This window comes from Salinarimonas rosea DSM 21201 (assembly GCF_000429045.1).
Taxonomy (GTDB): domain Bacteria; phylum Pseudomonadota; class Alphaproteobacteria; order Rhizobiales; family Beijerinckiaceae; genus Salinarimonas; species Salinarimonas rosea.
In genome coordinates this window covers 143760-166848 of sequence record NZ_AUBC01000014.1, presented here as the reverse complement: position 1 = coordinate 166848, position 23089 = coordinate 143760, and the positions used below count along the sequence as shown (strand labels likewise).

The following is a 23089-nucleotide window of genomic DNA, read 5'->3' as shown; positions in this document are numbered from 1 at the left end:
AAGCCGGCATCAACCTTAACGTCGCGGGCCACCTGTTGATTTTGCGGCGCACAAGAGTTATGTTGCGCCGCACAACGATCCGGGCCGCCGTCGCGGCGCCGGTGCAGCCGAACGATGGAGGATCGCCATGGCGAACGAGCGTAGCACCACCTTCGAGATCCCCGCCGAGATGCGCGAGATGGCCGAGCGCAGCGTCGAGCAGGCCCGCATGGCCATGGAGGGCTTCGTCAGCGCCGCCGCGCGCGCGATGGAGAGCTTCGATGCCCCCGCCGAGCGGATGGGCATGAACCCCAAGGACATGCGCGAGAAGACGTTCGGCATGGCCGAGGCCAACCTCAAGGCGAGCTTCGAGCACGCCCAGAAGATGATCCGCGCCAAGGACCCGGCCGAGGCCATGAAGCTCCAGATGGAGTTCATGCAGGCCCAGTTCGTGCTGATGCAGGAGCAGATGCGCCAGCTCGGCGTCGACGCCGGCGCGGCGATGAAGCAGGCCGGCGACGCGGCGACCGCCGCGACCACCCAGGCCGGCAAGGCCGCGCCGACGGGCGGCCCCGCCAAGAAGGCCTGAGGACCGGCTCCGAGCCCGGGTGCACGATTCCGGCGCGCCGACCGCGCCGGGATCGTGCCGGGGCACGAGCGCGCGCAGACGAGGAGCGAGCGATGAGCGACGAGACCACGAGCAAGCCGAAGACCGCGGTCGCGGCGTCGACGAAGGCGCCTGCGCGCCGCACGACCCCGCGCGGCGCGCCCGCGAAGGCGCGCGTCCCCGAGAAGCCTCCCGTCGCCGCCGCGCCCGCCCCCGCCGCGCCGGCGCCGAAGCCGGCCCGCCGGGCCGCCGCCCCGAAGACCACGGCGCTGAAGTCCGCCGCGCTCAAGGCCGCGGCCGCGCCGCGCCCCGAGCCCGTGGCGACCGAGGCGGCGGAGATCGCGCCCCCCGCCGATCCCGCCCCCGCTCCTGTCCCTGCCCCTGCCCCTGCGGCCGCGCGCGTGCCGGCCGAGATCCCGGCTCCGTCCCTCGCGCCGCGCTCTCCCGCCGCCGCGTCGGTCTCCCCGGCCCCGACCCCGGTCGAGGACGAGACCCCGGATCCGCGCGGAGAGGCTTTCTCCGCGGTCGGCATCGCCCACATCCCGGCCGCCGAGGAGCTGGTGAAGCCCTACGGGCGCCTGCTCGAGACCGGCGCCGACGGCGCGCGGACCGCCTACACGCAGGCCCGCGAGAGCAACGAGGCGCTGGCCCAGGCCTGCTTCGAGAGCGCCACGGCCGCGTCCCGCGGGATGGCGGCGCTGAACGCGCAGGTGCTCGACCTGATGCGCGCCAACACCGACCTGACGCTGTCGCTGATGCGCTCGACGCTCACCGCGGGATCGCTGTCGGAAGCGGTGAAGCTCCAGACCTCCGGCGCCCGTCAGGCCTACGAGACCACGAGCGCCCACCTGCGCGCCATCGCCGACACCACGACGAAGCTCGTCGGAGAGGCGACCGGGCCGCTGACCCAGGCGATGACGAAGCGGTGAGGCCGGGCAGGCGAGCCGCCGCGGCGACCTTTCGCTCTCGGGCGTGACCCGCGCGCGGAACGCCGCCGGTGGGCCGCCGCCGGCATCCTACGCCGCGAGCGCCGCCGGCGGCTCCTTCGCGCCGGTCATGAACGCGACCGCATCCGACATCGACACGTCCTGCGGGCGCACCACGCACAGCCGCCGGCCCAGCCGGTGGACGTGGATGCGGTCGGCGATCTCGAAGACGTGGGGCATGTTGTGCGAGATCAGCACGATGGGCAGGCCCCGCGCGCGCACCTCCAGGATGAGGTCGAGCACGCGCCGGCTCTCCTTGACGCCGAGCGCCGCCGTCGGCTCGTCCATGATCACGACCTTGGAGCCGAAGGCGGCGGCGCGGGCCACCGCCACGCCCTGGCGCTGGCCGCCGGACAAGGTCTCCACCGCCTGGTCGATGTCCTGGATGGTCATCAGGCCGAGCTCGGAGAGCTTCTCGCGGGCGATCCTGCGCATGGCGCCGCGGTCGAGCGCGCCGAGCCATTTGCCGAGCGGGCCGCCCTTCCTGATCTCGCGGCCGAGGAACATGTTGTCGGCGATGGAGAGCGCGGGCGACAAGGCGAGCGTCTGGTAGACGGTCTCGATCCCTGCCGTGCGCGCCTCCATCGGCGAGCGGAACAGCATGGGCTCGCCCATGAGCCGCATCTCCCCGGAATCGGGCTGCACCGCGCCCGAGAGCGCCTTGATCAGCGTCGACTTGCCGGCGCCGTTGTCGCCGATGACGGCGAGGATCTCGCCGGGAAGGAGCTCGAAATCGGCGCCGTCCAGCGCGACCACGCGGCCGTAGCGCTTGGTCAGGTTGCGGGCCAGAAGCACGGGCTCGGTCATGACGCCACCTTCCTGATCCACTGGTCGATCGCCACCGCCACGATGATCAGCCAGCCGATGGCGAAGACCTGCCAGAGCACGTCCACGCCCGCGAGCCGCAGCCCCGACTGGAAGACGCCGACGATCAGCGCGCCGATCAGCGCCCCCATGATCGAGCCGCGCCCGCCGAACAGGCTGATGCCGCCGATCACCACGGCGGTGATCGATTGCAGGTTCCCTTCGTAGAAGCTCTGCGGCGAGATCGAGCCGAGCCGGCCGATGGCGGCCCAGGCGCCGATGGCGCAGACGAGGCCGGCGAGCGCGTAGACCGAGACGAGCACCCGGTCGGTGCGGATGCCGGCGAGCTCGGCCGCGTCCTTGTCGTCGCCGACCGCGTAGACGTGCCGGCCCCAGGCGGTGCGGTTGAGCAGGTACCAGAGCGTCGCGAACAGGACGAGGAGCAGGATCGAGCCGAAGGTGAACTGCGTCCCGAACAGGCCGAAACTCTGGCCGAAGACTTTCAGCGCCGGCGCCTCGGCATCGATCGCCTGCGAGCGGATCGACTGCGCGCCGGACAGCCAGAGGTTCAGCGCGAAGAAGACGTTCCAGGTGCCGAGCGTGACGATGAAGGGCGGCAGCTTCAGCCGCGTCACGAGGAGCCCGTTCAGCGTGCCGCAGGCGATGCCCACTATCAGGCCGATGGGGATCGCGATCCCCGCCGGCAGGCCGAGCTCGACGGCGAGCTGGCCCATGGCGACCGTCGTCAGCACCATGATCGCGGCGACCGAGAGATCGATGCCGGCGGTGAGGATGACGAGGCTCTGCGCCGCGGCGAGGATGCCGATCACCGTCACCTGCTGCATGATCAGCGACAGGTTGAACGGCGAGAAGAAGCGCTCGCCGGCGATGAAGCCGAAGGCGACCAGCGAGAGAGCGAGCACCACGACCGGCACCATGGTCGGGTAGGCGTGCAGGAAGGCCTGCACGCGCCCGAGCGCGGTGCGCTTGTGCCCGAAGGAGGCGGGACCCTCGGCGGTGGTCTCAGGCGGATGCATCCTCGTTCCCTCATCGTACGAGTCTCAGGCGGGTCCGCTCGCGCTGCATCGACGGATCGCCCGACCGCGACGCCCCACACCCCCGACCCCTCTCCACGAGGGAGAGGGGAGATCCGTGGCGGCCGAAATCGACGACGTCGACCGTCCGGCCGCCATGCCCGATGACAGGTGCGACGTGCTCCCCTCTCCCTCGTGGAGAGGGGCCGGGGGTGTGGGGCGTGCAGGACGATGCCGACGCCTCAGCCCCAGCAGCGCTCGAGGCCTTCTTCCGCCGTCATCGACTCGATCCCCTCCACCGGCTGGTCGGTGACGAGCTCGACGCCGGTGTTGAAGAAGTCGAGGCCCGGCGAGGGCTCGGGCAGGGTGCCGTCCTGCGCGTACTGCGCGATCGCGTCGATGCCGAGCGAGGCCATGAGCAGCGGGAACTGCATCGAGGTCGCGCCGATGACGCCCTCCTGGACGTTGCGCACCCCCGGGCAGCCGCCATCGACGGAGACCACCATCACCTCGTCCTCGCGCCCGACCGCGCGCAAGGCCTCGTAGGCGCCCGCCGCCGCGGGCTCGTTGATCGTGTAGACCACGTTGAGGTCGGGATGTGCCTGGAGCAGGCTCTCCATGGCGGTGCGCCCGCCCTCCTCGTTGCCGTTGGTCACGTCGCGGCCGACATAGCGCGGGTCGTCCTCGTCGCCGATGACGTTCGGGTCCTTCACGTCGACCCCGAAACCGGCGAGGAAGCCCTGATTGCGCAGGTAGTCCACGCTCGGCGTCATGGCGTTGAGGTCGAGCGAGACGATCTTCGCGTCCGCCGCCGCGTCCCCGAGCTGCGCCGCCGCCCAGCGGCCGATCAGCTCGCCGGCGAGACGGTTGTCGGTGGCGAAGGTGGCGTCCGCAGCGCTCGCGGGCTCGAACGGCGTGTCGAGCGCGATGACGAGGATGCCCTGCCCGCGCGCCTGCTCGACGAGCGGCACGAGGCCGGCAGAATCGGAGGGCGTGATCAGGATGCCCTTGGCGCCGGCCGCGATGCAGGACTCGATCGCCTGGATTTGGCTGTCGACGTCCCCGTCGATGCGCCCGGCATAGGATTGCAGCTCGATCCCGTTCTCGGCGGCGGCCGCCTCGGCACCCTCGCGCATCTTCACGAAGAACGGATTGGCGTCGGTCTTGGTGATCAGGCAGGCGGTGGTCTCCTGCGCCACCGCCGGAGCGGCCTGCATCAGGGCCGCGCCGGCGACACCCGCCAGCGCGAACGCGATCGTCTTGCGCATCGTCTCTCCTCCCGTCGGCGTTTCCTGTCGACCGTTCGTCGCGGCCGTGCGCCGAGTGCACACCGGCACGCATCGGCTGTCAATAACTAATTCATTATGATTTAGTTATTGACCGGTCCGCCGGGCCGGCGCATCCTGCGCGCGAGGAGAGATGCGGAACCATGCTGGCCGGCCCCTCGAGACGAGACGCCTCGACCCTGCATCGGGGCTCGAACCAGACGGGCGTCCGCGCCTACAACGAGCGGCTCGTTCTCTCGCTCCTGTGGCGAGGCGGGCCGCTGACCAAGACCGAGATCGCCCGCCTCACCGGCCTCTCGGCCCAGGCCGCCTCGGTGATCGTGCGCCATCTCGAGGCCGACGGGCTCGTGCGCCGCGGCGCGCCCCAGCGCGGCCGCGTGGGCCAGCCCTCGGTGCCGATGTCGCTCGACCCGGATGGCGCCTACGCCATCGGCGTGAAGATCGGGCGGCGCTCCACGGACGTGGTGCTGGTCGACCTCGTGGGCCGGGTGCGGGCGCGGGAGACGATCGGCTATCCCTATCCACGCCTCGCCCAGGTGACGCGCTTCATCGACGACACGACGGATGCGCTCGTCGCCCAGCTCGGCGCCCGGGCGAGCCGGCTGGCGGGGGCCGGGATCGCAATGCCCTTCGAGATCTGGAGCTGGAGCGACATCGTCGGCGCGCCGCCGGGCGTCATGGACGATTGGCGGGAGGCGGACGTGCGCCGGCATCTCGCCGCCCGGCTCGGCTGCCCGGTCGGGCTCCACAACGACGCGACCGCCGCCTGCGCGGCGGAGATGCTGTTCGGCGGCGCCGAGCGCGTGGGCGACGCCCTGACGATCTTCGTCGGCACCTTCGTCGGCGGCGGGCTCGCCCTCAACGACGGCCTCTTCGTCGGCCGCACCGGAAACGCCGCCGCCATCGGCTCGCTGCCGCTGCGCGGCCCCGACGGACGCCCGCGCCAGCTCCTCGACGAGGCCTCGCTCCTCCTGCTCGAGCGACGCCTCGAGCGGGCGGGGATCGACACCGCCGGCATCTGGCGCCCGGACGGCGACTGGGCCGCCTTCGAGCCGCACCTGACGGCCTGGATCGACCGCGCCGCGGAGGCGCTCGCCATGGCGATCGTCTCCGCCGCGGCCCTCGTCGAGATCGAGACGGCGGTGGTGGACGGCATCTTCCCGTCCGCGGTGCGTGACAGGCTGATCTCGGCCACGGCGCGGGAGGTGGCGCACCTGCCCGACACCGGCATCGCGCGCCCGACGCTGCGGCCCGGCCGCATCGGCCCCCTCGCGCGGGCGCTCGGCGCGGCAGGGCTGGCGCTGTCGGAGCGGTACCTGATCGACCAGAACACGCTGATGCGGGCGTGAAGGCGCTCAGCGCCGGAACTCCTCCCGCAGCGCCCGGTACAGCGCCCGCCAGCGCGGCAGGCGCTCGGCATAGGCGTCTCGCAGCGCCGGGTCGGGCGCCGTGACGTCGAGGATCGGCGGCGGCGTCGCGATCTCCGCCACCGAGGCGCCCGTCGCCGCGATCCTGCCGAGGCGCGCCGCGCCGACGGCCGGGCCGGCCTCGCCGCCGCTGTAGCGCGTCAGCGGCGCGTCGAGGGCGGAGGCGAGCAGGCGCGCGAGGAACGCACTGCGCGCGCCGCCGCCGATCAGCCCCGCACCCGGCACCGCGACGCCCGCGCCCGCGAGCGCGTCGCGGCCGTCCACCATCGAGAGGACGAGGCCGTCGAGCACGGCGCGCATCACCGCGCCGGGGCCGCCATCCGTGTCGAGGCCGACGAGCACGCCGCGCGCGTGCGGGTCGTCGTGCGGGGTTCGCTCGCCGGCGAGATAGGGCAGGAACAGGACGCGGCTCGGGCCGTCGGGCTCGCGCGCGGCGGCGGCGAGGGCGTCCGCGACGGAGAGGCCGAGAAGGCGCGCGGCCCAGGCGAGCACGCTCGCGCCGTTCAGCATCGCCGCCATGGCGAACCAGCGCTGCGGCACGCAATGGCAGAAGGCGTGGACGAGGGCGTCGGGCGCCGCGCGATACGCCGCGCTCGCGACGAAGATCTGCGCCGAGGTGCCGAGCGAGACGAACGCCGCGCCCTCGTCCACCGCGCCGAGGCCCACCGCCCCCGCCGCCACGTCGCCCCCGCCGCCCGCGACGATCACGCCCTCGGTGAGGCCGAGCTGCGCCGCGATCGCCGGCCTCACGACGCCCGTCGGCTCCGTGCCCTCGACGAGACGGGGCATGCGCGCGCGGTCGAGGCCGCCGGCGGCGAGCGCCGCGTCGCACCAGTCGCGGCGCGCCTGGTCGAGCCACCAGGTCCCGGCGGCGTCCGACATGTCGGTGGCGCGCTCCCCGCAGAGGCGCAGGCGCAAGTAGTCCTTCGGCAGGAGGACGGTGCGGATGCGGGCGAAGGCCTCCGGCTCGTGCCGGGCGAGCCAGGCGAGCTTCGGCGCGCCGAGGCCGGGCATCGGCTTCACGCCGACGGTCGCGGCGAGACCCGGGTGCCCGGCCGCGAGCGAAGCCGCCTCTTCGTGCGCGCGGCCGTCGTTCCACAGGATCGCCGGGCGGATCGGGCGGTCGCCGGCGTCGAGCAGCGTCGCGCCGTGCATCTGGCCGGAGAGGCCGATGGCGCGGGTCGCGGCATAGGCGTCGGGCGCCTGTGCGCGCAAAGCGGCGAGCGCGGCGACAGCGGCGTCCCACCAGGTGTCGGGATCCTGCTCCGACCAGAGCGGGCGGGGGCGCTGCGTGTCGAGGGGGATCTCGGCGCTGGCGAGGACGCGTTGCGCCTCGTCGACGAGCACGGCCTTGAGGGCGGAGGTGCCGAGGTCGAGGCCGAGGAAGGTGGGAGCGTGGTTCATCCGCGCAGAAGAGCGCGCCGCTTTCGCGTCCGCAAGCGCCGCGCCCTCGCTCAGAACAGCGAAACCACCAGCGCGATCGCGATCACCCACACCCCGATCACCAGCGCCCGGCCGCGGCCCGCCGCCGCCTCGCCGGCGCGCTCGATGGACGAGGGCGCGAGCGCGATGCCGCGCTCGGTGCCCTGCTCGAGCTGCACCAGGAGCCGCTCGGCGCGCACCGCGATGTCCGGCAGATCCTGGAGCACGCCGAAGAGCGTGCGGGCGCCGCGGCCGACGTCCTCGATCTTGCCGATGGGGCCGAGGTTGCGCTCGATCCACTCGCGCACCACCGGCTCGGCGATGGTCCACATGTCGAGATGCGGGTCGAGGCGTCGCGCGACGCCCTCGACCACGACCATGGTCTTCTGCAGCATGACGAGCTCGGTGCGCGTCTGCATCTGGAAGATGGCGGTGACCTCGAACAGCAGCGCCAGCACGCGGGCCATGGAGATCTCGTCGGCGCGCCGGTCGTGGATCGGCTCGCCGATGGCGCGGATGGCCTGGGCGAAATCGAGCACGGAATGGCGCGGGGGCACGTAGCCCGCCTCGAAATGCACCTCGGCCACGCGCACGTAGTCGCGCTGGATAAAGCCGAGCAGGATCTCGGCGAGGAACCGCCGCTCGCGGTGCCCGAGCCGGCCCATGATGCCGGTGTCCACCGCCACGAGCCGCCCGCGCGCGTCGACGAAGAGGTTGCCCGGGTGCATGTCGGCGTGGAAGAAGCCGTCGCGGATCGCCTGGCGCAGGAAGCTCTGGATGACGATGCGCGCCAGCGCCACCCGGTCGTGCCCGGCGGCGTCGATGTCCTCGGGCCGGTTGAGCTTGATGCCGTCGATCCACTCGAGGGTGAGCACCTCGCGATCGGTGAGGTCCCACTCGGGCTTGGGCACCCGAAACTCGAAATCGGTCTTGGTGTTGTCGGCGAGCTCGGAGAGGGCGGCGGCCTCGAGCCGCAGGTCCATCTCGATGACGACGGAGCGCGCCAACGTCTCCACCACCTCGACCATCTTCAGGCGGCGCGCCTCCGGGTCGTAGCCCTCGAAGACGCGCGCCGCGAAGCGCATGTCCTGCAAGTCCTGCGCGAAGCGCTGGCGAACGCCGGGCCGCACGACCTTGACCGCGACCACCTGCTCGCCGCCCTCGGGCGTCTTCATCACCGCGCGGTGGACCTGGGCGATGGAGGCGGCAGCCACCGGCTCGCCGAAATGCGAGAAGATCGCCTCGATCGGGCGCCCCAGCGCCTCCTCGACGACGCGCACCGCCTCCTCGCGCGGGAAGGGCGGCAGCCGGTCCTGCAGGCTCTCGAGGTCGCGCGCGGCCTGGAAGCCGACGATGTCGGGGCGCGTCGCCAGGAACTGGCCGAACTTCACGTAGGACGGCCCGAGCCGCACGAGCGCCGCCGAGAGGCGGCTGCGCGACGACCCCGCGTCCATGCGCTCGACGAGGCGGGCGAGCTTCAGCCCGAGCCGCGGCAGCGGCGGCAGGACGGACGGGTCGACGAGGCCGAGCGCGCCCTCGCGGGCGAGCACGAACCCGGCGCGCGCCATGCGCGCGATATGGACGGCGGCACCGATCACGAGCGCGCGCCCATCAGATCTTCCAGCCCGAATGCAGGCGCACGATGCCGCCGGTCATCGGCCGGTGCGACACGCGCCGGAAGCCCGCCTCCTCGATCATGTCGGCGAAGACGCCCGGCGTGGGGAAGCGGCGGATCGACTCGACGAGGTAGCGGTAGCTCTCCGCATCCCCGGTCACGGCCTTGCCGATGCGCGGGATGACGTTGAAGGAATAGGCGTCGTAGATCCGGTCGAAGCCCGGGATGTCGGGCATCGAGAACTCGAGGCACAGGAAGCGTCCGCCGGTCTTCAGCACGCGGTGCGCCTCGGCGAGCGCCGCCTCGATGCGCGGCACGTTGCGGATGCCGAAGGCGATCGTGTAGGCGTCGAAGCTCTTGTCGGGGAAGGGCAGGACCTCGGCGTTGCCATCGACGAAGGTGGCGCGCGAGCCGTAGCGCGCCCCCGCCCGATCGCGGCCCACCGCCAGCATCTCGGGATTGATGTCGAGGACCGTGACCCGCGCCGCCGGCCCGGCCTCGTCGAGCACGCGAAAGGCGACGTCGCCCGTGCCCCCCGCGACGTCCAGATGGGCGAAGGGGCGGGTGCGCGCCGGGCGCAGCGACACGACCATCGCGTCCTTCCAGGCCCGGTGGAGGCCCGCGGACATCAGGTCGTTCATCAGGTCGTAGCGGCGCGCCACCGAGCGGAACACGTCGTCGACGAGGCCCTGCTTCTCCTCGAGCGGGATCGTCCTCTCGCCGAAATGGGTCGTCGTCTCGTCCACCATCGCGTCCACCGTTCTCGCGCTCGCGCCCCGCGTCGCCGGGAGACATAGCGAAAGGCGCGGGCCGAGGCTATCTGATCTAGGCGCGCGGGCCGCTTTTCCCACCCGCGCGCCCCCGCGACACGCACCCGACGCCGAGACATATGCCCGAGCTTCCCGAAGTCGAGACCGTCCGCCGTGGGCTCGAGCCCGCCATGGTGGGCGCGCGGTTCACGAAGGTGGACCAGCGCCGCGCGGACCTGCGCTTTCCCTTCCCGCCGCGCTTTCCCGCACGCCTGGCAGGCGCGCGGGTCGAGGCGCTGTCGCGCCGGGCGAAGTACCTCGTCGCGGATCTCTCAACGGGCGAGAGCCTGATCATGCACCTGGGCATGACCGGCCGCTTCACCGTGGAGCACGCCCACGGGGTGATCACGCCGGGCGAGTTCCACTACGCGCCGGGCACGATGCCGCTGCACGACCACGTCGTCTTCGATTTCGACACCGGCGCGCGGGTCACCTACAACGACGTGCGCCGCTTCGGCTACATGGACCTCGTGCCCTCGACGGGGCTCGCCGCGTGCAAGCACTTCGCCGGGCTCGGCATCGAGCCTCTGGGGAACGCGTTGTCGGGCGAGACCCTGGCGGCGCTCTTCCGCGGCAAGATCGCCCCGCTCAAGGCCGCGCTCCTGGACCAGCGGCTGATCGCGGGGCTCGGCAACATCTACGTCTGCGAGGCGCTCCACCGCGCGGGGCTGCATCCGGAGGCGCCGGCGGGAATCGTCGCGACGAGGACCGGGCGCCCGCGCGCGAGCGCGCATCGGCTGGCGCAGGAGATTCGCGCGGTGCTGAACGAGGCCGTCGCCGCCGGCGGCTCGACGCTGCGCGACTTCGCCCATGCCGACGGCTCGCTCGGCTATTTCCAGCACGGATTCAAGGTCTACGACCGGGAGGGCGAGCCCTGCGCGGCGCCGGGCTGCAGCGGGATTGTGGAGCGGATCGTCCAATCGGGCCGCTCCACCTTCTACTGCGCCCGCTGCCAGCCGCGGTGAGCGCGCCAGCCGCGCGGCGTCAGCCCCCGAAACGCCGCGCCACCGCCCGGGAGAGGCGCTCGCCCTCGACGAGGTAGCCCGTGATCGCGCGCTCCGCGGCCGGCGTGCAGACGCGGTAGGTGAGCGCGAAGGCGCGGTAGCCGCGATTGTAGGCTCCGGCGAGCCGCTGGGCGCGCGTCTCGCCCTCGGCGTCGATGAGGCCCTGCATGCGCGCCGGCCACTCGGCTGCGTCCGCCGCGCCGCACAGGTCGCGCAGGAAGGCGAGCGCGCCCATCACCTCGGAGAGCCGCAGGAGCTCGGGCTCGTAGGCGGGAGCCGGTGCGGGAACCTGCTCCGCGGGCGGCGCGTCCTGCGCGCTCGAGGGAGCCGGGGCCGCGGCGAGGAGCAGCGCGGCGAGCGCCGGGGCGAAGAGGCGCCTCATCGCGTCGCCTCCGCCATGGCGATCGCCGCACGCACGATGTCCGGCAGGCCCGGCGTGGTGGGCAGGCGCTCGGCCTCCGCCGCGTCGGCCCAGCGGACGTCCAGCGCCTCGGGGCCGGTCTCCCCCTCGCCGGCGCGCCAATGCGCGGCATGGGCCTGGATGACGAAGTGCGAGGCGACCCGCCCGGCCTCGTCGCGCAGGATGATCTCGACGGGGCGGATCGGCCCGATGACGGAAGCCGCGACGCCCACCTCCTCGTGCAGCTCGCGCAAGGCGGCCTCGGCGAGCGTCTCGCCCACCTCGACGAGCCCGCCCGGCAGCGTGAAGAGCCCGCGCATCGGCTCCTTGCCGCGGGCGGCCAGCAGCACCCGCCCGTCGCGCACGACGGCGACGCTCGCGGCGAGGAAGGGTCGGGTGGGGGCGAGGCGATCGTCTGTCACGGACCGGTTTGTCGCCAATCCGGCGGCGAAGGGCAAGAGCGGGATTTCGGGCGGGATCTCGACGGGAATTTCGCGGAAGGCGCGTGCGTCGTCACCGAACCGTCGGAGACGTGCGCTAGGAACCCGGCTCGCCGTCACCCGCGTGGCCACGTGCGCCCGCCGCTGCCCGGAGCCCGCCGATGAAACGCCTGTCCGAAACGCCCCTCGTCCACCCCGACGCCGGCATCGTCGAGAGCCGGCTCGGCCGCTTCACCGAGGTCGGCGCGCGCACGCGGCTCGTCGAGAGCGTGCTCGACGACTACAGCTACATCGTCGAGGACGGTGAGGTGGCCTACACCACGATCGGCAAGTTCACCTCGATCGCCCGCGCCGTGCGCATCAACCCGGGCAACCACCCGATGGAGCGGGCGAGCCAGGCGCACTTCACCTACCGCGCCTCGGCCTACTGGCCCGACGTGGAGGAGGACGAGGCGGCGCTCTTCGCCTGGCGCCGCTCGTTCCCGGTCGCGATCGGCCACGACGTCTGGATCGGCCACGGCGCGGTGATCCTGCCCGGGCGCACCGTCGGCACGGGCGCGGTGGTGGGCGCCGGCGCGATCGTCACGAAGGACGTCGCCCCCTACACGATCGTCGTCGGAAACCCGGCGCGCCCGATGCGCCGCCGCTTCCCGGAAGCCGTCTCCGAGCGCCTCCTCGCGCTCGCCTGGTGGGACTGGGACCACGAGCGGCTGCGGCGGGCGCTCGGGGATTTCCGGAGGCTCGAGGTGGAGGCGTTCCTGGAGCGGCACGGGGGGTGAGGGTCGGGCCACCTCACCACTCCATCACCATCTCCACCCGGTCCGCCGGGAACAGCGCCCGCGTCGCCTGGATGCGCGCGCCGTGCGCATCGACGTTGACGTTCTCGAGCACGAGCAGGATGCGCCCCGGAACGAGGTCGAGGGCGGCCGCGTCGTCCCCGCCGGCGGGGCGCGCGGAGACCGTGCTGGCGAGGCGGCGGTAGTCGCCGACTCCCATCAGTGCATAGGCGCGCGTGAGCGAGCCGGTCTCGCGGAAGCGGGCGTCGAGGCCGGCGAAGCGGGGGAGCGGGAAGACGTTGGTGGCGAGCGCGATCGGCGATCCGTCGGCGGATCGCGTGGTCACGAGCTCGAGCACCGGCGCGCCTTCCGCGACCCCCAGCCGCTCCGCCATCCACGCGTCGGCCCGGCGCTCGCGGGCCGAGATCAGTTCCCCGGACGCCTGCCGCCCGGCGCCCGCGACGATCTCGGTGAAGCGGGTACGCGGGCCGATCGGGTAGGCGAGCGGGCGGGCCTCGACGAAGGTGCCGCGACCCTGCGTCGCGCGCACGAGCCCGCGCGAGGACAGCACGCCGAGCGCCCGGCGCACCGTGTGCCGGTTCACGCCGAAGCGCTCGGCGAGCTGCGTCTCGGCGGGAAGCCGGTCGCCGGGTGCGAGGCGGCCCGCGGCGACGTCGGCTTCGAGCCCGTCGACGATCTGCCGCCAGGCGGCGACGCCCTCGCCGCGGACGAGGGAGGCGGGGTCCGGCGGCGCGGCGCGATCGGAGACGGGCATGTCATCGAAACTTCATTTGACCCGGTTGAATGGTTGTCTATATCACTAGACAACACATCCCGCCAAGCCCTTCCGGAGCGGCGCATGACACCCGACGCCACATCCTCGCCGGATATCGCCGCCCGCCGTGCCGCGATGACGCTGTGCGCCCTCGCCCGGGCCGACGAGCTCGACGCGGCCCTCGCCACCCTCGGCCCGCCCGACGCCGTCGCCGACCTGCGCCGGCCGGAGACCGGGCTCGTCATGCTGCGCGGTCGCGTCGGCGGCGACGGCCGGCCCTTCAACGCCGGCGAGGCCACGGTAACGCGCGCGGCCGTGCGGCTTTCGTCGGGCGAGGCGGGCTTCGCCTGGCATCTCGGCCGCGACGCCGCCCGCGCCCGCAAGGCCGCGATCCTCGACGCGCTGTTCCAGGCCCGGCCCGACGCCGTCGAGGCGGCGCTCGCGCCGATCGGCGTGCGGGTCGCGGCAGAGCGTGCGGCGGAGGCACGCCGGGTCGCGGCGACGAAGGTGGACTTCTTCACCATGGTCCGCGGGGAGGATTGAGATGCACGCCGTCCCTGTCGCCCCCGAGGAGACCCCCGGGAACGCCGCCCCCGCGGACGCCCTCTCGCCCGGCTTCGCCGATCCCGTGCTCGACGCCCAGGCCGCGTTCCGCGCCGTGATGGAGGCCCTCGCCCGGCCCGGCACGCCGCAGCGGCTCCCGGTCGGCCTCGCGCCGCCGGCGCCGCTGTCCCCCGCGCTCGCCGCGATCGCGCTGACGCTCGCCGATCACGAGGCGCCGCTCTGGCTCGACGCCCCGCTGGCGGCGAAGCCCGCCGTGGCGGCATGGCTGCGCTTCCACACCGGCGCGCGGATCGTCGCGGACGGCCGCGAGGCCGCCTTCGCCCTCGTGTCCGATCCCGCCGCGCTGGCGCCCTTCGATCGCTTCGCGCTCGGCGAGCTCGCCTACCCCGACCGCTCGACGACCCTCGTCCTCGCCTGCGAGCGGCTCGCGACCGACCGCGGCCTCGTGCTCGAAGGCCCGGGCATCCGCGAGACCGCGCGGCTCGACGCCGCGCCCCTGCCGGACGGCTTCGTCGCCCGATGGCGAGCCAACGGCGCGCTGTTCCCCCGCGGCGTCGACGTGATCCTCACCGCCGGCGATCGCGTCGTCGGCCTGCCGCGCACCACCACGATCAGGGAGTGAGCGCACCATGTACGTCGCGGTGAAGGGCGGCGAGGCCGCCATCGACAACGCCCACGCGCTCCTCGCGGACGCCCGGCGCGGGGATCGCTCCGTGCCCGAGATCGGCACGGACCAGATCGCCGAGCAGCTCGCGCTCGCCGTCGACCGGGTCATGACCGAGGGGTCGCTCTACGATCGCGATCTCGCCGCGCTCGCGATCAAGCAGGCGCGCGGCGACCTGATCGAGGCGATCTTCCTGCTGCGCGCCTTCCGCACCACGCTCCCCCGCTTCGGCTACGCCGAGCCGGTCGACACGGGGGCCCTGCGGGTGCGCCGGCGCGTCTCGGCGACCTACAAGGACCTGCCGGGCGGCCAGGTGCTCGGCCCGACCTTCGACTACACACATCGCCTGATCGACTTCGCGCTGGCCGCCGGCGTCGAGCCCCCGCCCCCGCCGGAGGCCCCGGTCGCGGAGGAGGCCGCGCGCATGCCGCGGGTCACCGACCTGCTCGCCGGCGAGGACCTGATCGAGCGTGAGGCGCGCCCCGCGGACGACGCGCCCGTCGCCGACCTCACCCGTGCGCCGCTCGCCTTCCCCGCCGACCGCGACCTGCGCCTGCAGGCGCTGGCGCGCGGCGACGAGGGCTTCCTCCTCGCGCTCGGCTACTCGACGCAGCGCGGCTACGGCCGCAACCACCCTTTCGTCGGCGAGGTGCGCATCGGCACGGTCGAGGTCGGCTTCGTGCCCGAGGAGCTCGGCTTCGAGGTGCCCCTCGGGGAGGTCGTCGTCACCGAGTGCCAGATGGTCAACCAGTTCGTCGGATCCGCCGAGGTGCCGCCGCAGTTCACCCGCGGCTACGGCTTCGCCTTCGGGCAGAGCGAGCGCAAGGCGATGGCGATGGCCCTCGTCGACCGGGCGCTGCGGGCGGACGAGCTCGACGAGGAACGCACCAGCCCCGCGCAGGACGAGGAATTCGTCCTCGCTCACGCCGACAACGTCCAGGCCACGGGCTTCGTCGAGCACCTGAAGCTGCCGCACTACGTCGACTTCCAGGCCGAGCTCGACCTCGTGCGCCGCATGCGCGCCGAGATCGCCGAACGGCGGGAGCGCGACGCGAACAAGGAGGCCGCGGAATGAGCGCCGCCGTCGCGACCACGTCCACATCCGACTCCACGCCCGCCGCCCTCGAGACCGGCTACAACTTCGCCTATCTCGACGACCAGACCAAGCGGATGATCCGCCGCGCGATCCTCAAGGGGATCGCCATCCCCGGCTACCAGGTGCCCTTCGCCTCGCGCGAGATGCCGATGCCCTACGGCTGGGGCACGGGCGGCGTGCAGGTGACCGCCTCCGTGATCGGCCCCTCCGACGTGCTCAAGGTCATCGACCAGGGCTCGGACGACACCACGAACGCGGTCTCGATCCGCAAGTTCTTCGCACGCACGGCCGGCGTCGCCACTACGACCCGCACCCGCGCGGCGACCGTGATCCAGACCCGCCACCGCATTCCCGAGGAGCCGCTCGCCGAGGGGCAGGTGCTCGTCTACCAGGTGCCGATCCCCGAGCCGCTGCGCTTCCTCGAGCCGCGCGAGACGGAGACGCGCACGCTGCACGCGCTCGCCGAGTACGGCCTCATGCACGTGAAGCTCTACGAGGACATCGCCCGCCACGGGCACATCGCCAAGACCTACGCCTACCCGGTGGAGGTGGCCGGCCGCTACGTCATGGACCCCTCGCCGACGCCGAAGTTCGACAACCCGAAGATGGAGATGTCGCCGGCGCTCCAGCTCTTCGGCGCGGGGCGCGAGCAGCGCATCTACGCGGTGCCACCCTACACGCGGGTGCGCTCCCTCGACTTCGAGGACCATCCCTTCACCGTCCAGCGCTTCGCCGAGCCCTGCGCGCTCTGCGCGGGGACCGGCGTCTACCTCGACGAGGTGATCCTCGACGACCGGGGCGGGCGCATGTTCGTGTGCTCGGACAGCGACCATTGCGAGGAGCGCCGGGCGGCGGGGCATCGGGGGACGATGCTCGCCGACGGCACCGTCGACGGGGAGACGACCGATGCGTGAGGGCGCGCTCATCGAGGCCCGGGGCCTGACGAAGCTCTACGGCGGCCATGTCGGCTGCACCGACGTCTCCTTCGAGATCTTTCCCGGCGAGGTCCTGGCCATCGTGGGCGAATCGGGCTCCGGCAAGTCGACGCTGCTGTCGGTGCTCTCGACGGAGATGGAGCCCACGGCGGGCTCCGTCTCCTACCGCATGCGCGACGGCTCGGTGGAGAGCCTGTTCGACCTCGACGAGGCGCGCCGGCGCGTGCTGATGCGCACCGACTGGGGCTTCATCCGCCAGGACGCGCGCCAGGGCCTGCGCATGCGCGTCTCCGCCGGCGGGAACGTCGGCGAGCGGCTGATGGCGATCGGCGAGCGGCACTACGGGCGGATCCGCGCCACCGCCGAGGACTGGCTGTCGCGCGTCGAGATCGACGTCGGGCGCATCGACGACCGGCCGACCACGTTCTCGGGCGGCATGCGCCAGCGCCTGCAGATCGCCCGCAACCTCGTCACCCATCCGCGGCTCGTGCTGATGGACGAGCCGACGTCGGGCCTCGACGTCTCCGTCCAGGCCCGCCTCCTCGACCTGATCCGGGGCCTCGTCGCCGAGCTGGGGCTCGCGGTCGTCATCGTCACGCACGACCTCGCGGTGGCGCGCCTCCTGTCGCACCGGATCATGGTGATGCGCCAGGGTCGCGTCATCGAGACGGGGCTCACCGACCAGGTGCTCGACGATCCGCGCGAGCCCTACACGCAATTGCTCGTCTCGTCCGTGCTGGCGGCGTGAGGACCGACCGATGACCGATCCCCTCGTCTCCCTGGAGACCGTCTCCAAGACCTTCACCCTCCACCTGCGGGAGGGCACCCGGCTCGAGGTCGTCGCCGACGTCTCCTTCGACGTCCATCCGGGCGAATGCGTCGTGCTCGGCGGGCCGTCGGGAGCGGGCAAGTCGTCGCTGCTCAAGATGATCTACGGCAACTACCGCTGCGACGCCGGCGCGATCCGCGTGCGCGACGCCGACGGCGGGGTCGTCGACGTGGCGCGCGCGGCGCCCCGCGAGGTGATGCGGCTGCGGCGCACGACGATGGGCTACGTCAGCCAGTTCCTGCGGGTGATCCCGCGCGTCGGCGCGCGCGACGTCGTCGCGGCCGAGGGCCGCGAGGGCGGTCTCGAGCCCGATGCCGCCGACGCCCGCGCCCGCGAGCTGCTCGCGCTGTTGAACCTGCCCGAGCGCCTGTGGGAGCTGCCGCCGGCGACCTTCTCCGGCGGCGAGCAGCAGCGCGTCAACATCGCCCGCGGGCTGATCGCCCCGCGCAGCGTGCTGCTCCTCGACGAGCCGACCGCTTCGCTGGACGCCGCGAATCGCGCGGTCGTGATAGAGCTGATCCGGCAGAAGCGGGAGGCCGGCTGCGCGCTCCTCGGCATCTTCCACGACGCCGACGTCCGCGACGCGGTCGCGACCCGCGTCGTGGATGTGACACGCTTCAGGGCTAGACCCGCCGCCTGACCATTGCTTCCCGAAAGACCCGAGAGATGACATCGCAGAGCCCCGCGAGCTTCGTGCTCGAGAATGCCGAGATCGTGCTGCCCGATGCCGTGATCCGCGGCTTCGTCGCCGTGGCCGACGGGCGGATCGCCGAGGTGGGCGAGGGGCGCGCGCCCGAGCGGGGCATCGACTGCGCCGGCGAGACGCTGATCCCCGGCCTCGTCGAGCTGCACACGGACCACCTCGAGAGCCACTACGCGCCGCGCCCGAAGGTGCGCTGGCATCCGCTCGGCGCGGTGCTCGCCTACGACGCGCAGATCGTCACCTCGGGCATCACCACCGTGTTCGATTCGCTGCGCGCGGGCACCGATCTCGACGCGCCGAGCCTCGGCGGCGAGCTCTTCACCATCGCGGAAGCGCTCGACGAGGCGCGCCGGCACAAGCTCTTCCGGGCCGAGCACTACACGCACCTGCGCTGCGAGATCCCCTCGCCGGACCTGATCGAATCGGTCGAGAACTTCGCCGCCGTGTTCCCGGTCGGGCTCCTGTCGCTGATGGATCACACGCCCGGCCAGCGGCAGTTCCGGGACCTCGAGCAGTACTTCGTCTACTACGGCGGCAAGAACGCGACGAGCCGCGAGGAGACCGAGGCGCTCGTCGCGCGGCGGGTCGCGCGCAACGGCGCGATCGCCGAGAAGAACCGCCCGGCGCTGATCGCGCTGGCGCGGGCGCGCGGCATCCCGATCGCGAGCCACGACGACACGACCCGCGAGGACGTCGGCGCCTCCTGGGAGGCGGGCGTCTCGCTCGCCGAGTTCCCGACCACCGTCGAGGCGGCGCAGGCCTGCCACGACCGCGGCATCACCGTCATGATGGGCGCGCCCAACCTCATCCGCGGCGGCTCGCATTCCGGCAACGTCGCCGCCCAGACGCTGGCGCAGGAGGGCCTCCTCGACATCCTCTCCTCGGACTACGTGCCCGCGAGCCTCTTGATGGCCGCCTTCCGCCTTCCGGATCGCGTGCCCGCGATCGACCTGCCCGCCGCGATCCGCACGGTGACCGTGAACCCGGCCCGTGCGACCGGTCTCGGCGACCGCGGCGCCATCGCGCCGGGCCTGCGCGCCGATCTCGTGCGGGTGCGCATCGCCGGCGAGACGCCGGTCGTGCGCCAGGTCTGGCGCGAGGGGGAGCGGGTGGCGTGAGCGGCGCCCTCGTCCTCGTCGTCGGGCCGAGCGGCGCCGGCAAGGATACGCTCATCGCCGGCGCGCGCCGGGCGCTCGCCGGCGACCCGCGCATCCGCTTCCCGCATCGGCTCGTCACGCGGCCCGTCGGCACCCACGAGGCGCACGACACGATCTCGGAGGCCGATTTCGAGGCGGGGATCGCGACGGGGCGCTTCGCTCTCTGGTGGCGCGCCCACGGGCTCGGCTACGCCGTGCCGCGCGCGGTGGCGGAGGCGGCCGCGGCGGGGGCGGTGTGCGTCGTCAACGGCTCGCGCTCGCGGGTCGCCGAGGCGCGCGCGGCGCTGCCGGGCGTCGTCGTGATCGAGGTCACCGCCCCGCGTGCGGTGCTGGCCGCCCGCATCGCCGCGCGCGGCCGCGACGCCGACGCGGATGCGCGCCTCGCCCGCTCCGACGCGCTCGCCCCGATCGCCGCGGACGCGACCATCGTCAACGACCGAACGCCGGAGGAGGGCGTCGCGGCGCTGGTGGCGGCGCTGGAGCGGCTCGCCGGAGCGGCGCCGCCGGCCTGACGCCGGTTGCACGTCTTGCCGCCTCGCGCGCAATGGGCGACACTCCCGGGGGAGGTCGCTCGATGTCCCGCAAGTCGCTCGATCAGACGCTCGCCTTCATCCAGGAGGTCGATCGTGCGCGCACGCACGAGGACGTCTGTCGTGCGCTGCTCGCGCCGGCGCGCCGCTTCGGCTTCGAGCACCTGCTCGCCGGCACGATGCCGCGGCCGGGCGCCTCGCGTGTCCAGCAGGTCGCGCACGTCTTGCTGGCGGTCTGGCCGGAGGAATGGGCGCGCCGCTACTTCTCGCACGGCTACCTCTACCGCGACCCGGCGATCCGCCGCGTCAACGCGAATGCCTCGCCCTTCTTCTGGTCGGAGCTCGAGGCCGACTGCGCGCAGGACGCCGCGGCGCGCCGCGTCATGGACGAGGCCGGCGAGTTCGACCTGAAGTGCGGCTTCACCGTGCCGCTCGTCACGGTGGAGGGCGACGTCGCCGGCTTCTCGCTCGCCGGCCCCCGGAGCGAGTCCTCGCCGGAGGCGCGGGGCATGCTGACCCTGCTCGCCACCTACGCGCTCGCCCGTAGCCTGCAGCTGCGGCGCGTCGACGAGGAGGAGCCCTCCCCGCGCCCCTCCCTCTCGCCCCGCGAGCGCGAGACGCTGCAATGGGCGGCCGAGGGCCTCACCGACCTCGAGATCGGCGCGCGCATGCGCATCACCGACCACGGTGTCGACCGTCACCTGCGCTCCGCCCGCCGGAAGCTCGGCACGCGCAACAGGACGCACGCGGTTGCGGAGGCGATCCGGCTGGGGCTGGTGCGGTAGCGACAACGGAAAGGTAGTACGCGAAGGCGTACTACGCGAGCGCGTCATGTGCAGCCTAAGACTGTGGCTCGACAGATCCACTGCGCGCGGCCGACGTGAATCCCAGGAATCCGAGGATGAGCATGCATGACGCCCCAGGACTCGTGAGGCTGCTCGGTGAACTGAGGGCTGCCGCCGCTACGGCATGCGCCCTGGAGCGTCTCGCCCTCGTCGGCAGCATCGGCGATCACGAGGAGCTCGCGCAGGCGTGGAAGCGCGCCGACGCCGCCGCTCGTGCGATCCTGGAGGAGCGGTGCGAGCCGTGCCCGACCCGCTCCAAGGCACGATACGAGGCTAACCTGTGGCTGGAAGGCGGTCTCGGAAGCGCCCAGTCCGAGCCGCCGCTGCCGGGTCCGGTACCGGGCTCCCTGGAAGCGGCCTCGCTCCCGGGTCTCGTCGCGATGTGCGAATCGATCGAGGGGCTGGCGGAGGTGACGCGCGTCGCGCTCGACTGCGCCGGGGCGATGGCGTGCTCGGCGCGGTCCCTCGCCGAGGCGGATCCCGACGCGAGCCACGCTCTCGGGCTCGTCGCAGACTTCGCGCACAGGCTGGCTGCTTCGGCGGCCGAACGCTTGGAGGCGCGCGAACCGCGCTCACGCGACGCCGCCTACCGACGGGCCTCGGCGCTCCTGGCGCAGAGGCTGGCCAGTGCGGACGCGCGCGCCATCGAGCGCGCCGCGATGATCGCCATGCAAGCGGGCCTGGAGCACCACGAACCGAAGCATTGAGCCCGGGGGCTCCCCCTCACCGAACCGCCGCCTCCAGCAGCTTCCGCGCGGCCGCGCGGGCCTCGTCGGTGATGGTGGCGCCGGCGAGCATGCGGGCGATCTCGTCGCGGCGCGGGGTCTCGCGCAGGGGCGTGACGCGGGTGGCGACGCGCTCCGAGCCGTCGACGGGCTCCTTCGAGATCAGGTAGTGCGCGCCCGCGCGGGCCGCGACCTGCGGCGCGTGGGTCACCGCCATCACCTGGACGCGCCCGGCGAGGCGGGCGAGGCGCTGGCCGATGGCGTCCGCCACGGCGCCGCCGACGCCGGTGTCGATCTCGTCGAAGACGAGGGTCGGGGCCGAGCCGCGGTCGGCGATCACCACCTTCAGCGCCAGCATGAAGCGCGAGAGCTCGCCCCCGGAGGCGACCTTCATCATCGGTCCCGGACGCGTGCCGGGGTTGGTGCGCGCCCAGAACTCGACGCGGTCGAACCCGGCCGGATCGCGGCTCGCCTCGTCGACGGCGATCTCGGTGATGAAGGCGGCGCGCTCGAGCTTCAGCGGCGGCAGCTCCGCCAGCACCGCCGCATCCAGCGCGTGGGCGGCGGCACGGCGCTTCTCGCTGAGCGTCTGCGCGGCGGCGACGTAGGCGACGTCGGCCTCCGCCAGCGCCGCCTCGAGCCGATGCAGCGTCTCCTCGCCGGCGTCGATCTCGGCGAGATCGCCGGCGTAGCGCTGCGCCAGCGCCGCGAGATCGTCGGCGGGGACGTCGTGCTTGCGCGCCGCGGCGCGCAGCGCGAACAGCCGTTCCTCGACGCGCTCGAGCTCGTGCGGGTCGAACTCGGCGGCGCGCATCGCCGCCTCGAGCGCGGCACGCGCCTCGTCCAGCGCCACGAGCGCCGCGTCCAGCGCCCTCACCGGCGGGTCGACGAGGGCGGGCGCCTGCGCCCCGCGGCGCTCGAGCCGGCGCACGGCGGCGGAGAGGGCGGCGATCGGGGAGGCGTTGCCGGCGACCGAATCGAAGGCCTCGGAGAGGTCGCTCGCGACCTTCTCGGCCTGCATCATGGTGCTGCGCCGCTCGGCCAGGCTCTCCTCCTCGCCGGGCTTCGGCGCCAGCGCCGTCAGCTCCTCGACCGCGTGGCGCAGGAAGTTGGCCTCCTTGCGCGCCGCCTCGATCCGGGCGCGGTGACGTTCCAGCGCCCGGCGGCTCTCGCGCACCCGGTCCGCCGCCGAGGCGACCGCGGCGGCATCCGCCCCGAGCCCGCCATAGGCGTCGAGGATGGCACGGTGGGTCGCGGGGTCGACGAGCGCACGGTCGGCGTTCTGGGCGTGGATCTCGACGAGCATCGAGCCGATGGCGCGCAGGACCTGCACGCTCGCGGCCTGGTCGTTGATGAAGGCGCGGGTGCGCCCGTCCGCCATCTGGACGCGGCGCAGGATCAGGTCGCCCTCGGTGTCGATCTCCGCCTGCGCGGCGATCGCGCGGGCGGGGTGATCGGGGGATACGTCGAACACTGCGGTGACCACGCCCTGCTTCTCGCCGTGGCGCACCAGCGCCCCGTCGCCGCGCCCACCGAGAGCGAGGGAGACCGAATCGAGCAGGATGGACTTGCCGGCACCGGTCTCGCCGGTGAGCACGGAGAGGCCGTCGCCGAACTGCAGCTCCAGGCGATCGATCAGGACGATGTCGCGGATCGAGAGCTGGACGAGCATGGGCG

25 protein-coding genes are annotated in these 23089 nt (G+C 73.3%); 15 read left to right on the top strand and 10 right to left on the bottom strand.

The features are described 5' to 3' along the window. The first annotated feature begins 127 nt into the window (after positions 1-127). Together G407_RS0112590 and G407_RS0112585 are read left to right on the top strand one after the other, a co-directional pair. Entirely contained in the window at positions 128-568 is a 441-nt protein-coding gene (locus G407_RS0112590) for a phasin family protein (RefSeq protein WP_029031082.1), read from the top strand. Positions 569-660: 92 nt separating this feature from the next. Continuing rightward, the gene (locus tag G407_RS0112585; protein WP_029031081.1) at positions 661-1515 is read left to right on the top strand and encodes a phasin family protein; all 855 of its coding nucleotides are present in this window, start codon (positions 661-663) and stop codon (positions 1513-1515) included. Between the two features lie 87 nt (positions 1516-1602). Here G407_RS0112585 and G407_RS0112580 read toward each other — a convergent pair whose 3' ends face one another. The 3 genes from G407_RS0112580 to G407_RS0112570 form a co-directional block, all read right to left on the bottom strand. Then, a complete protein-coding gene (locus tag G407_RS0112580) occupies positions 1603-2379 on the bottom strand; it encodes an ATP-binding cassette domain-containing protein (RefSeq protein WP_043539662.1) in 777 nt (258 codons plus the stop codon). Continuing rightward, positions 2376-3413, bottom strand: a complete 1038-nt coding sequence (locus G407_RS0112575; protein ID WP_029031079.1) for an ABC transporter permease — start codon at positions 3411-3413, stop codon at positions 2376-2378. Before G407_RS0112575 ends, G407_RS0112580 begins: the two co-directional genes overlap by 4 nt. A gap of 239 nt (positions 3414-3652) precedes the next feature. Beyond that, entirely contained in the window at positions 3653-4678 is a 1026-nt protein-coding gene (locus G407_RS0112570; RefSeq protein WP_029031078.1) for a substrate-binding domain-containing protein, read from the bottom strand. 161 nt (positions 4679-4839) lie between these two features. Between G407_RS0112570 and G407_RS0112565 the strand changes: the two genes are divergently transcribed. After that, positions 4840-6045: an ROK family transcriptional regulator gene (locus G407_RS0112565; protein ID WP_029031077.1), complete on the top strand. Its 1206-nt coding sequence runs from the start codon at positions 4840-4842 to the stop codon at positions 6043-6045. A 6-nt stretch (positions 6046-6051) separates the two neighbouring features. Here the strand turns inward: G407_RS0112565 and xylB are convergent, their stop codons facing one another. The 3 genes from xylB to ubiE are packed head-to-tail and all read right to left on the bottom strand — an operon-like array spanning position 6052 to position 9909. After that, a complete protein-coding gene (gene xylB, locus G407_RS0112560) occupies positions 6052-7527 on the bottom strand; it encodes a xylulokinase (RefSeq protein WP_029031076.1) in 1476 nt (491 codons plus the stop codon). A 50-nt stretch (positions 7528-7577) separates the two neighbouring features. Next, a complete protein-coding gene (gene ubiB / locus G407_RS0112555) occupies positions 7578-9143 on the bottom strand; it encodes a 2-polyprenylphenol 6-hydroxylase (protein ID WP_029031075.1) in 1566 nt (521 codons plus the stop codon). Between the two features lie 13 nt (positions 9144-9156). Then, the gene (gene ubiE, locus G407_RS0112550; RefSeq protein WP_029031074.1) at positions 9157-9909 is read right to left on the bottom strand and encodes a bifunctional demethylmenaquinone methyltransferase/2-methoxy-6-polyprenyl-1,4-benzoquinol methylase UbiE; all 753 of its coding nucleotides are present in this window, start codon (positions 9907-9909) and stop codon (positions 9157-9159) included. A 140-nt stretch (positions 9910-10049) separates the two neighbouring features. On the opposite strand from ubiE, the gene mutM reads away from it, so the two are divergent. After that, positions 10050-10934 carry a bifunctional DNA-formamidopyrimidine glycosylase/DNA-(apurinic or apyrimidinic site) lyase gene (gene mutM / locus G407_RS0112545; protein ID WP_029031073.1) on the top strand — a complete coding sequence of 295 codons (885 nt, stop codon included), beginning with the start codon at positions 10050-10052 and terminating at the stop codon, positions 10932-10934. Between the two features lie 19 nt (positions 10935-10953). Here mutM and G407_RS0112540 read toward each other — a convergent pair whose 3' ends face one another. Both G407_RS0112540 and G407_RS0112535 read right to left on the bottom strand, forming a co-directional pair. Then, positions 10954-11355 (bottom strand): TIGR02301 family protein, encoded by a 402-nt coding sequence (locus tag G407_RS0112540; protein WP_029031072.1) that lies wholly within the window; start codon positions 11353-11355, stop codon positions 10954-10956. After that, positions 11352-11795: an NUDIX hydrolase gene (locus tag G407_RS0112535; protein WP_043539661.1), complete on the bottom strand. Its 444-nt coding sequence runs from the start codon at positions 11793-11795 to the stop codon at positions 11352-11354. Before G407_RS0112535 ends, G407_RS0112540 begins: the two co-directional genes overlap by 4 nt. A 179-nt stretch (positions 11796-11974) precedes the next feature. Between G407_RS0112535 and G407_RS0112530 the strand changes: the two genes are divergently transcribed. Next, entirely contained in the window at positions 11975-12592 is a 618-nt protein-coding gene (locus G407_RS0112530; protein WP_029031070.1) for an LbetaH domain-containing protein, read from the top strand. A 13-nt stretch (positions 12593-12605) separates the two neighbouring features. Here the strand turns inward: G407_RS0112530 and phnF are convergent, their stop codons facing one another. Then, positions 12606-13364: a phosphonate metabolism transcriptional regulator PhnF gene (phnF, locus tag G407_RS0112525; RefSeq protein ID WP_029031069.1), complete on the bottom strand. Its 759-nt coding sequence runs from the start codon at positions 13362-13364 to the stop codon at positions 12606-12608. A gap of 84 nt (positions 13365-13448) precedes the next feature. Between phnF and phnG the strand changes: the two genes are divergently transcribed. The 10 genes from phnG to G407_RS0112475 all read left to right on the top strand — a co-directional run bounded on the left by phnG (position 13449) and on the right by G407_RS0112475 (position 21394). Further along, positions 13449-13907, top strand: a complete 459-nt coding sequence (phnG, locus tag G407_RS0112520; RefSeq protein ID WP_084327497.1) for a phosphonate C-P lyase system protein PhnG — start codon at positions 13449-13451, stop codon at positions 13905-13907. Position 13908: 1 nt separating this feature from the next. Next, positions 13909-14550, top strand: a complete 642-nt coding sequence (gene phnH / locus G407_RS0112515; protein WP_052341307.1) for a phosphonate C-P lyase system protein PhnH — start codon at positions 13909-13911, stop codon at positions 14548-14550. A 7-nt stretch (positions 14551-14557) separates the two neighbouring features. Next, on the top strand, positions 14558-15667 hold the full coding sequence (locus G407_RS0112510) for a carbon-phosphorus lyase complex subunit (protein WP_029031066.1): 1110 nt from the start codon (positions 14558-14560) through the stop codon (positions 15665-15667). Then, positions 15664-16602: an alpha-D-ribose 1-methylphosphonate 5-phosphate C-P-lyase PhnJ gene (locus G407_RS27470; protein ID WP_052341306.1), complete on the top strand. Its 939-nt coding sequence runs from the start codon at positions 15664-15666 to the stop codon at positions 16600-16602. Before G407_RS0112510 ends, G407_RS27470 begins: the two co-directional genes overlap by 4 nt. Continuing rightward, positions 16595-17371 (top strand): phosphonate C-P lyase system protein PhnK, encoded by a 777-nt coding sequence (gene phnK, locus G407_RS0112500; protein WP_029031065.1) that lies wholly within the window; start codon positions 16595-16597, stop codon positions 17369-17371. The genes G407_RS27470 and phnK overlap by 8 nt, the downstream gene beginning before the upstream one ends. Before the next feature lie 10 nt (positions 17372-17381). Continuing rightward, positions 17382-18092: a phosphonate C-P lyase system protein PhnL gene (gene phnL, locus G407_RS0112495; protein WP_029031064.1), complete on the top strand. Its 711-nt coding sequence runs from the start codon at positions 17382-17384 to the stop codon at positions 18090-18092. Positions 18093-18118: 26 nt separating this feature from the next. Continuing rightward, complete coding sequence (locus G407_RS0112490; protein WP_029031063.1) at positions 18119-19273, top strand: alpha-D-ribose 1-methylphosphonate 5-triphosphate diphosphatase; 1155 nt, start codon at positions 18119-18121, stop codon at positions 19271-19273. Then, a complete protein-coding gene (gene phnN, locus G407_RS0112485) occupies positions 19270-19824 on the top strand; it encodes a phosphonate metabolism protein/1,5-bisphosphokinase (PRPP-forming) PhnN (protein WP_029031062.1) in 555 nt (184 codons plus the stop codon). The genes G407_RS0112490 and phnN overlap by 4 nt, the downstream gene beginning before the upstream one ends. Before the next feature lie 62 nt (positions 19825-19886). Continuing rightward, positions 19887-20627: a LuxR family transcriptional regulator gene (locus tag G407_RS0112480; RefSeq protein ID WP_029031061.1), complete on the top strand. Its 741-nt coding sequence runs from the start codon at positions 19887-19889 to the stop codon at positions 20625-20627. A 116-nt stretch (positions 20628-20743) separates the two neighbouring features. Continuing rightward, complete coding sequence (locus G407_RS0112475; RefSeq protein ID WP_156917571.1) at positions 20744-21394, top strand: hypothetical protein; 651 nt, start codon at positions 20744-20746, stop codon at positions 21392-21394. 16 nt (positions 21395-21410) lie between these two features. Here G407_RS0112475 and recN read toward each other — a convergent pair whose 3' ends face one another. After that, positions 21411-23084 carry a DNA repair protein RecN gene (gene recN / locus G407_RS0112470; protein ID WP_029031059.1) on the bottom strand — a complete coding sequence of 558 codons (1674 nt, stop codon included), beginning with the start codon at positions 23082-23084 and terminating at the stop codon, positions 21411-21413. Positions 23085-23089 lie beyond the last annotated feature (5 nt).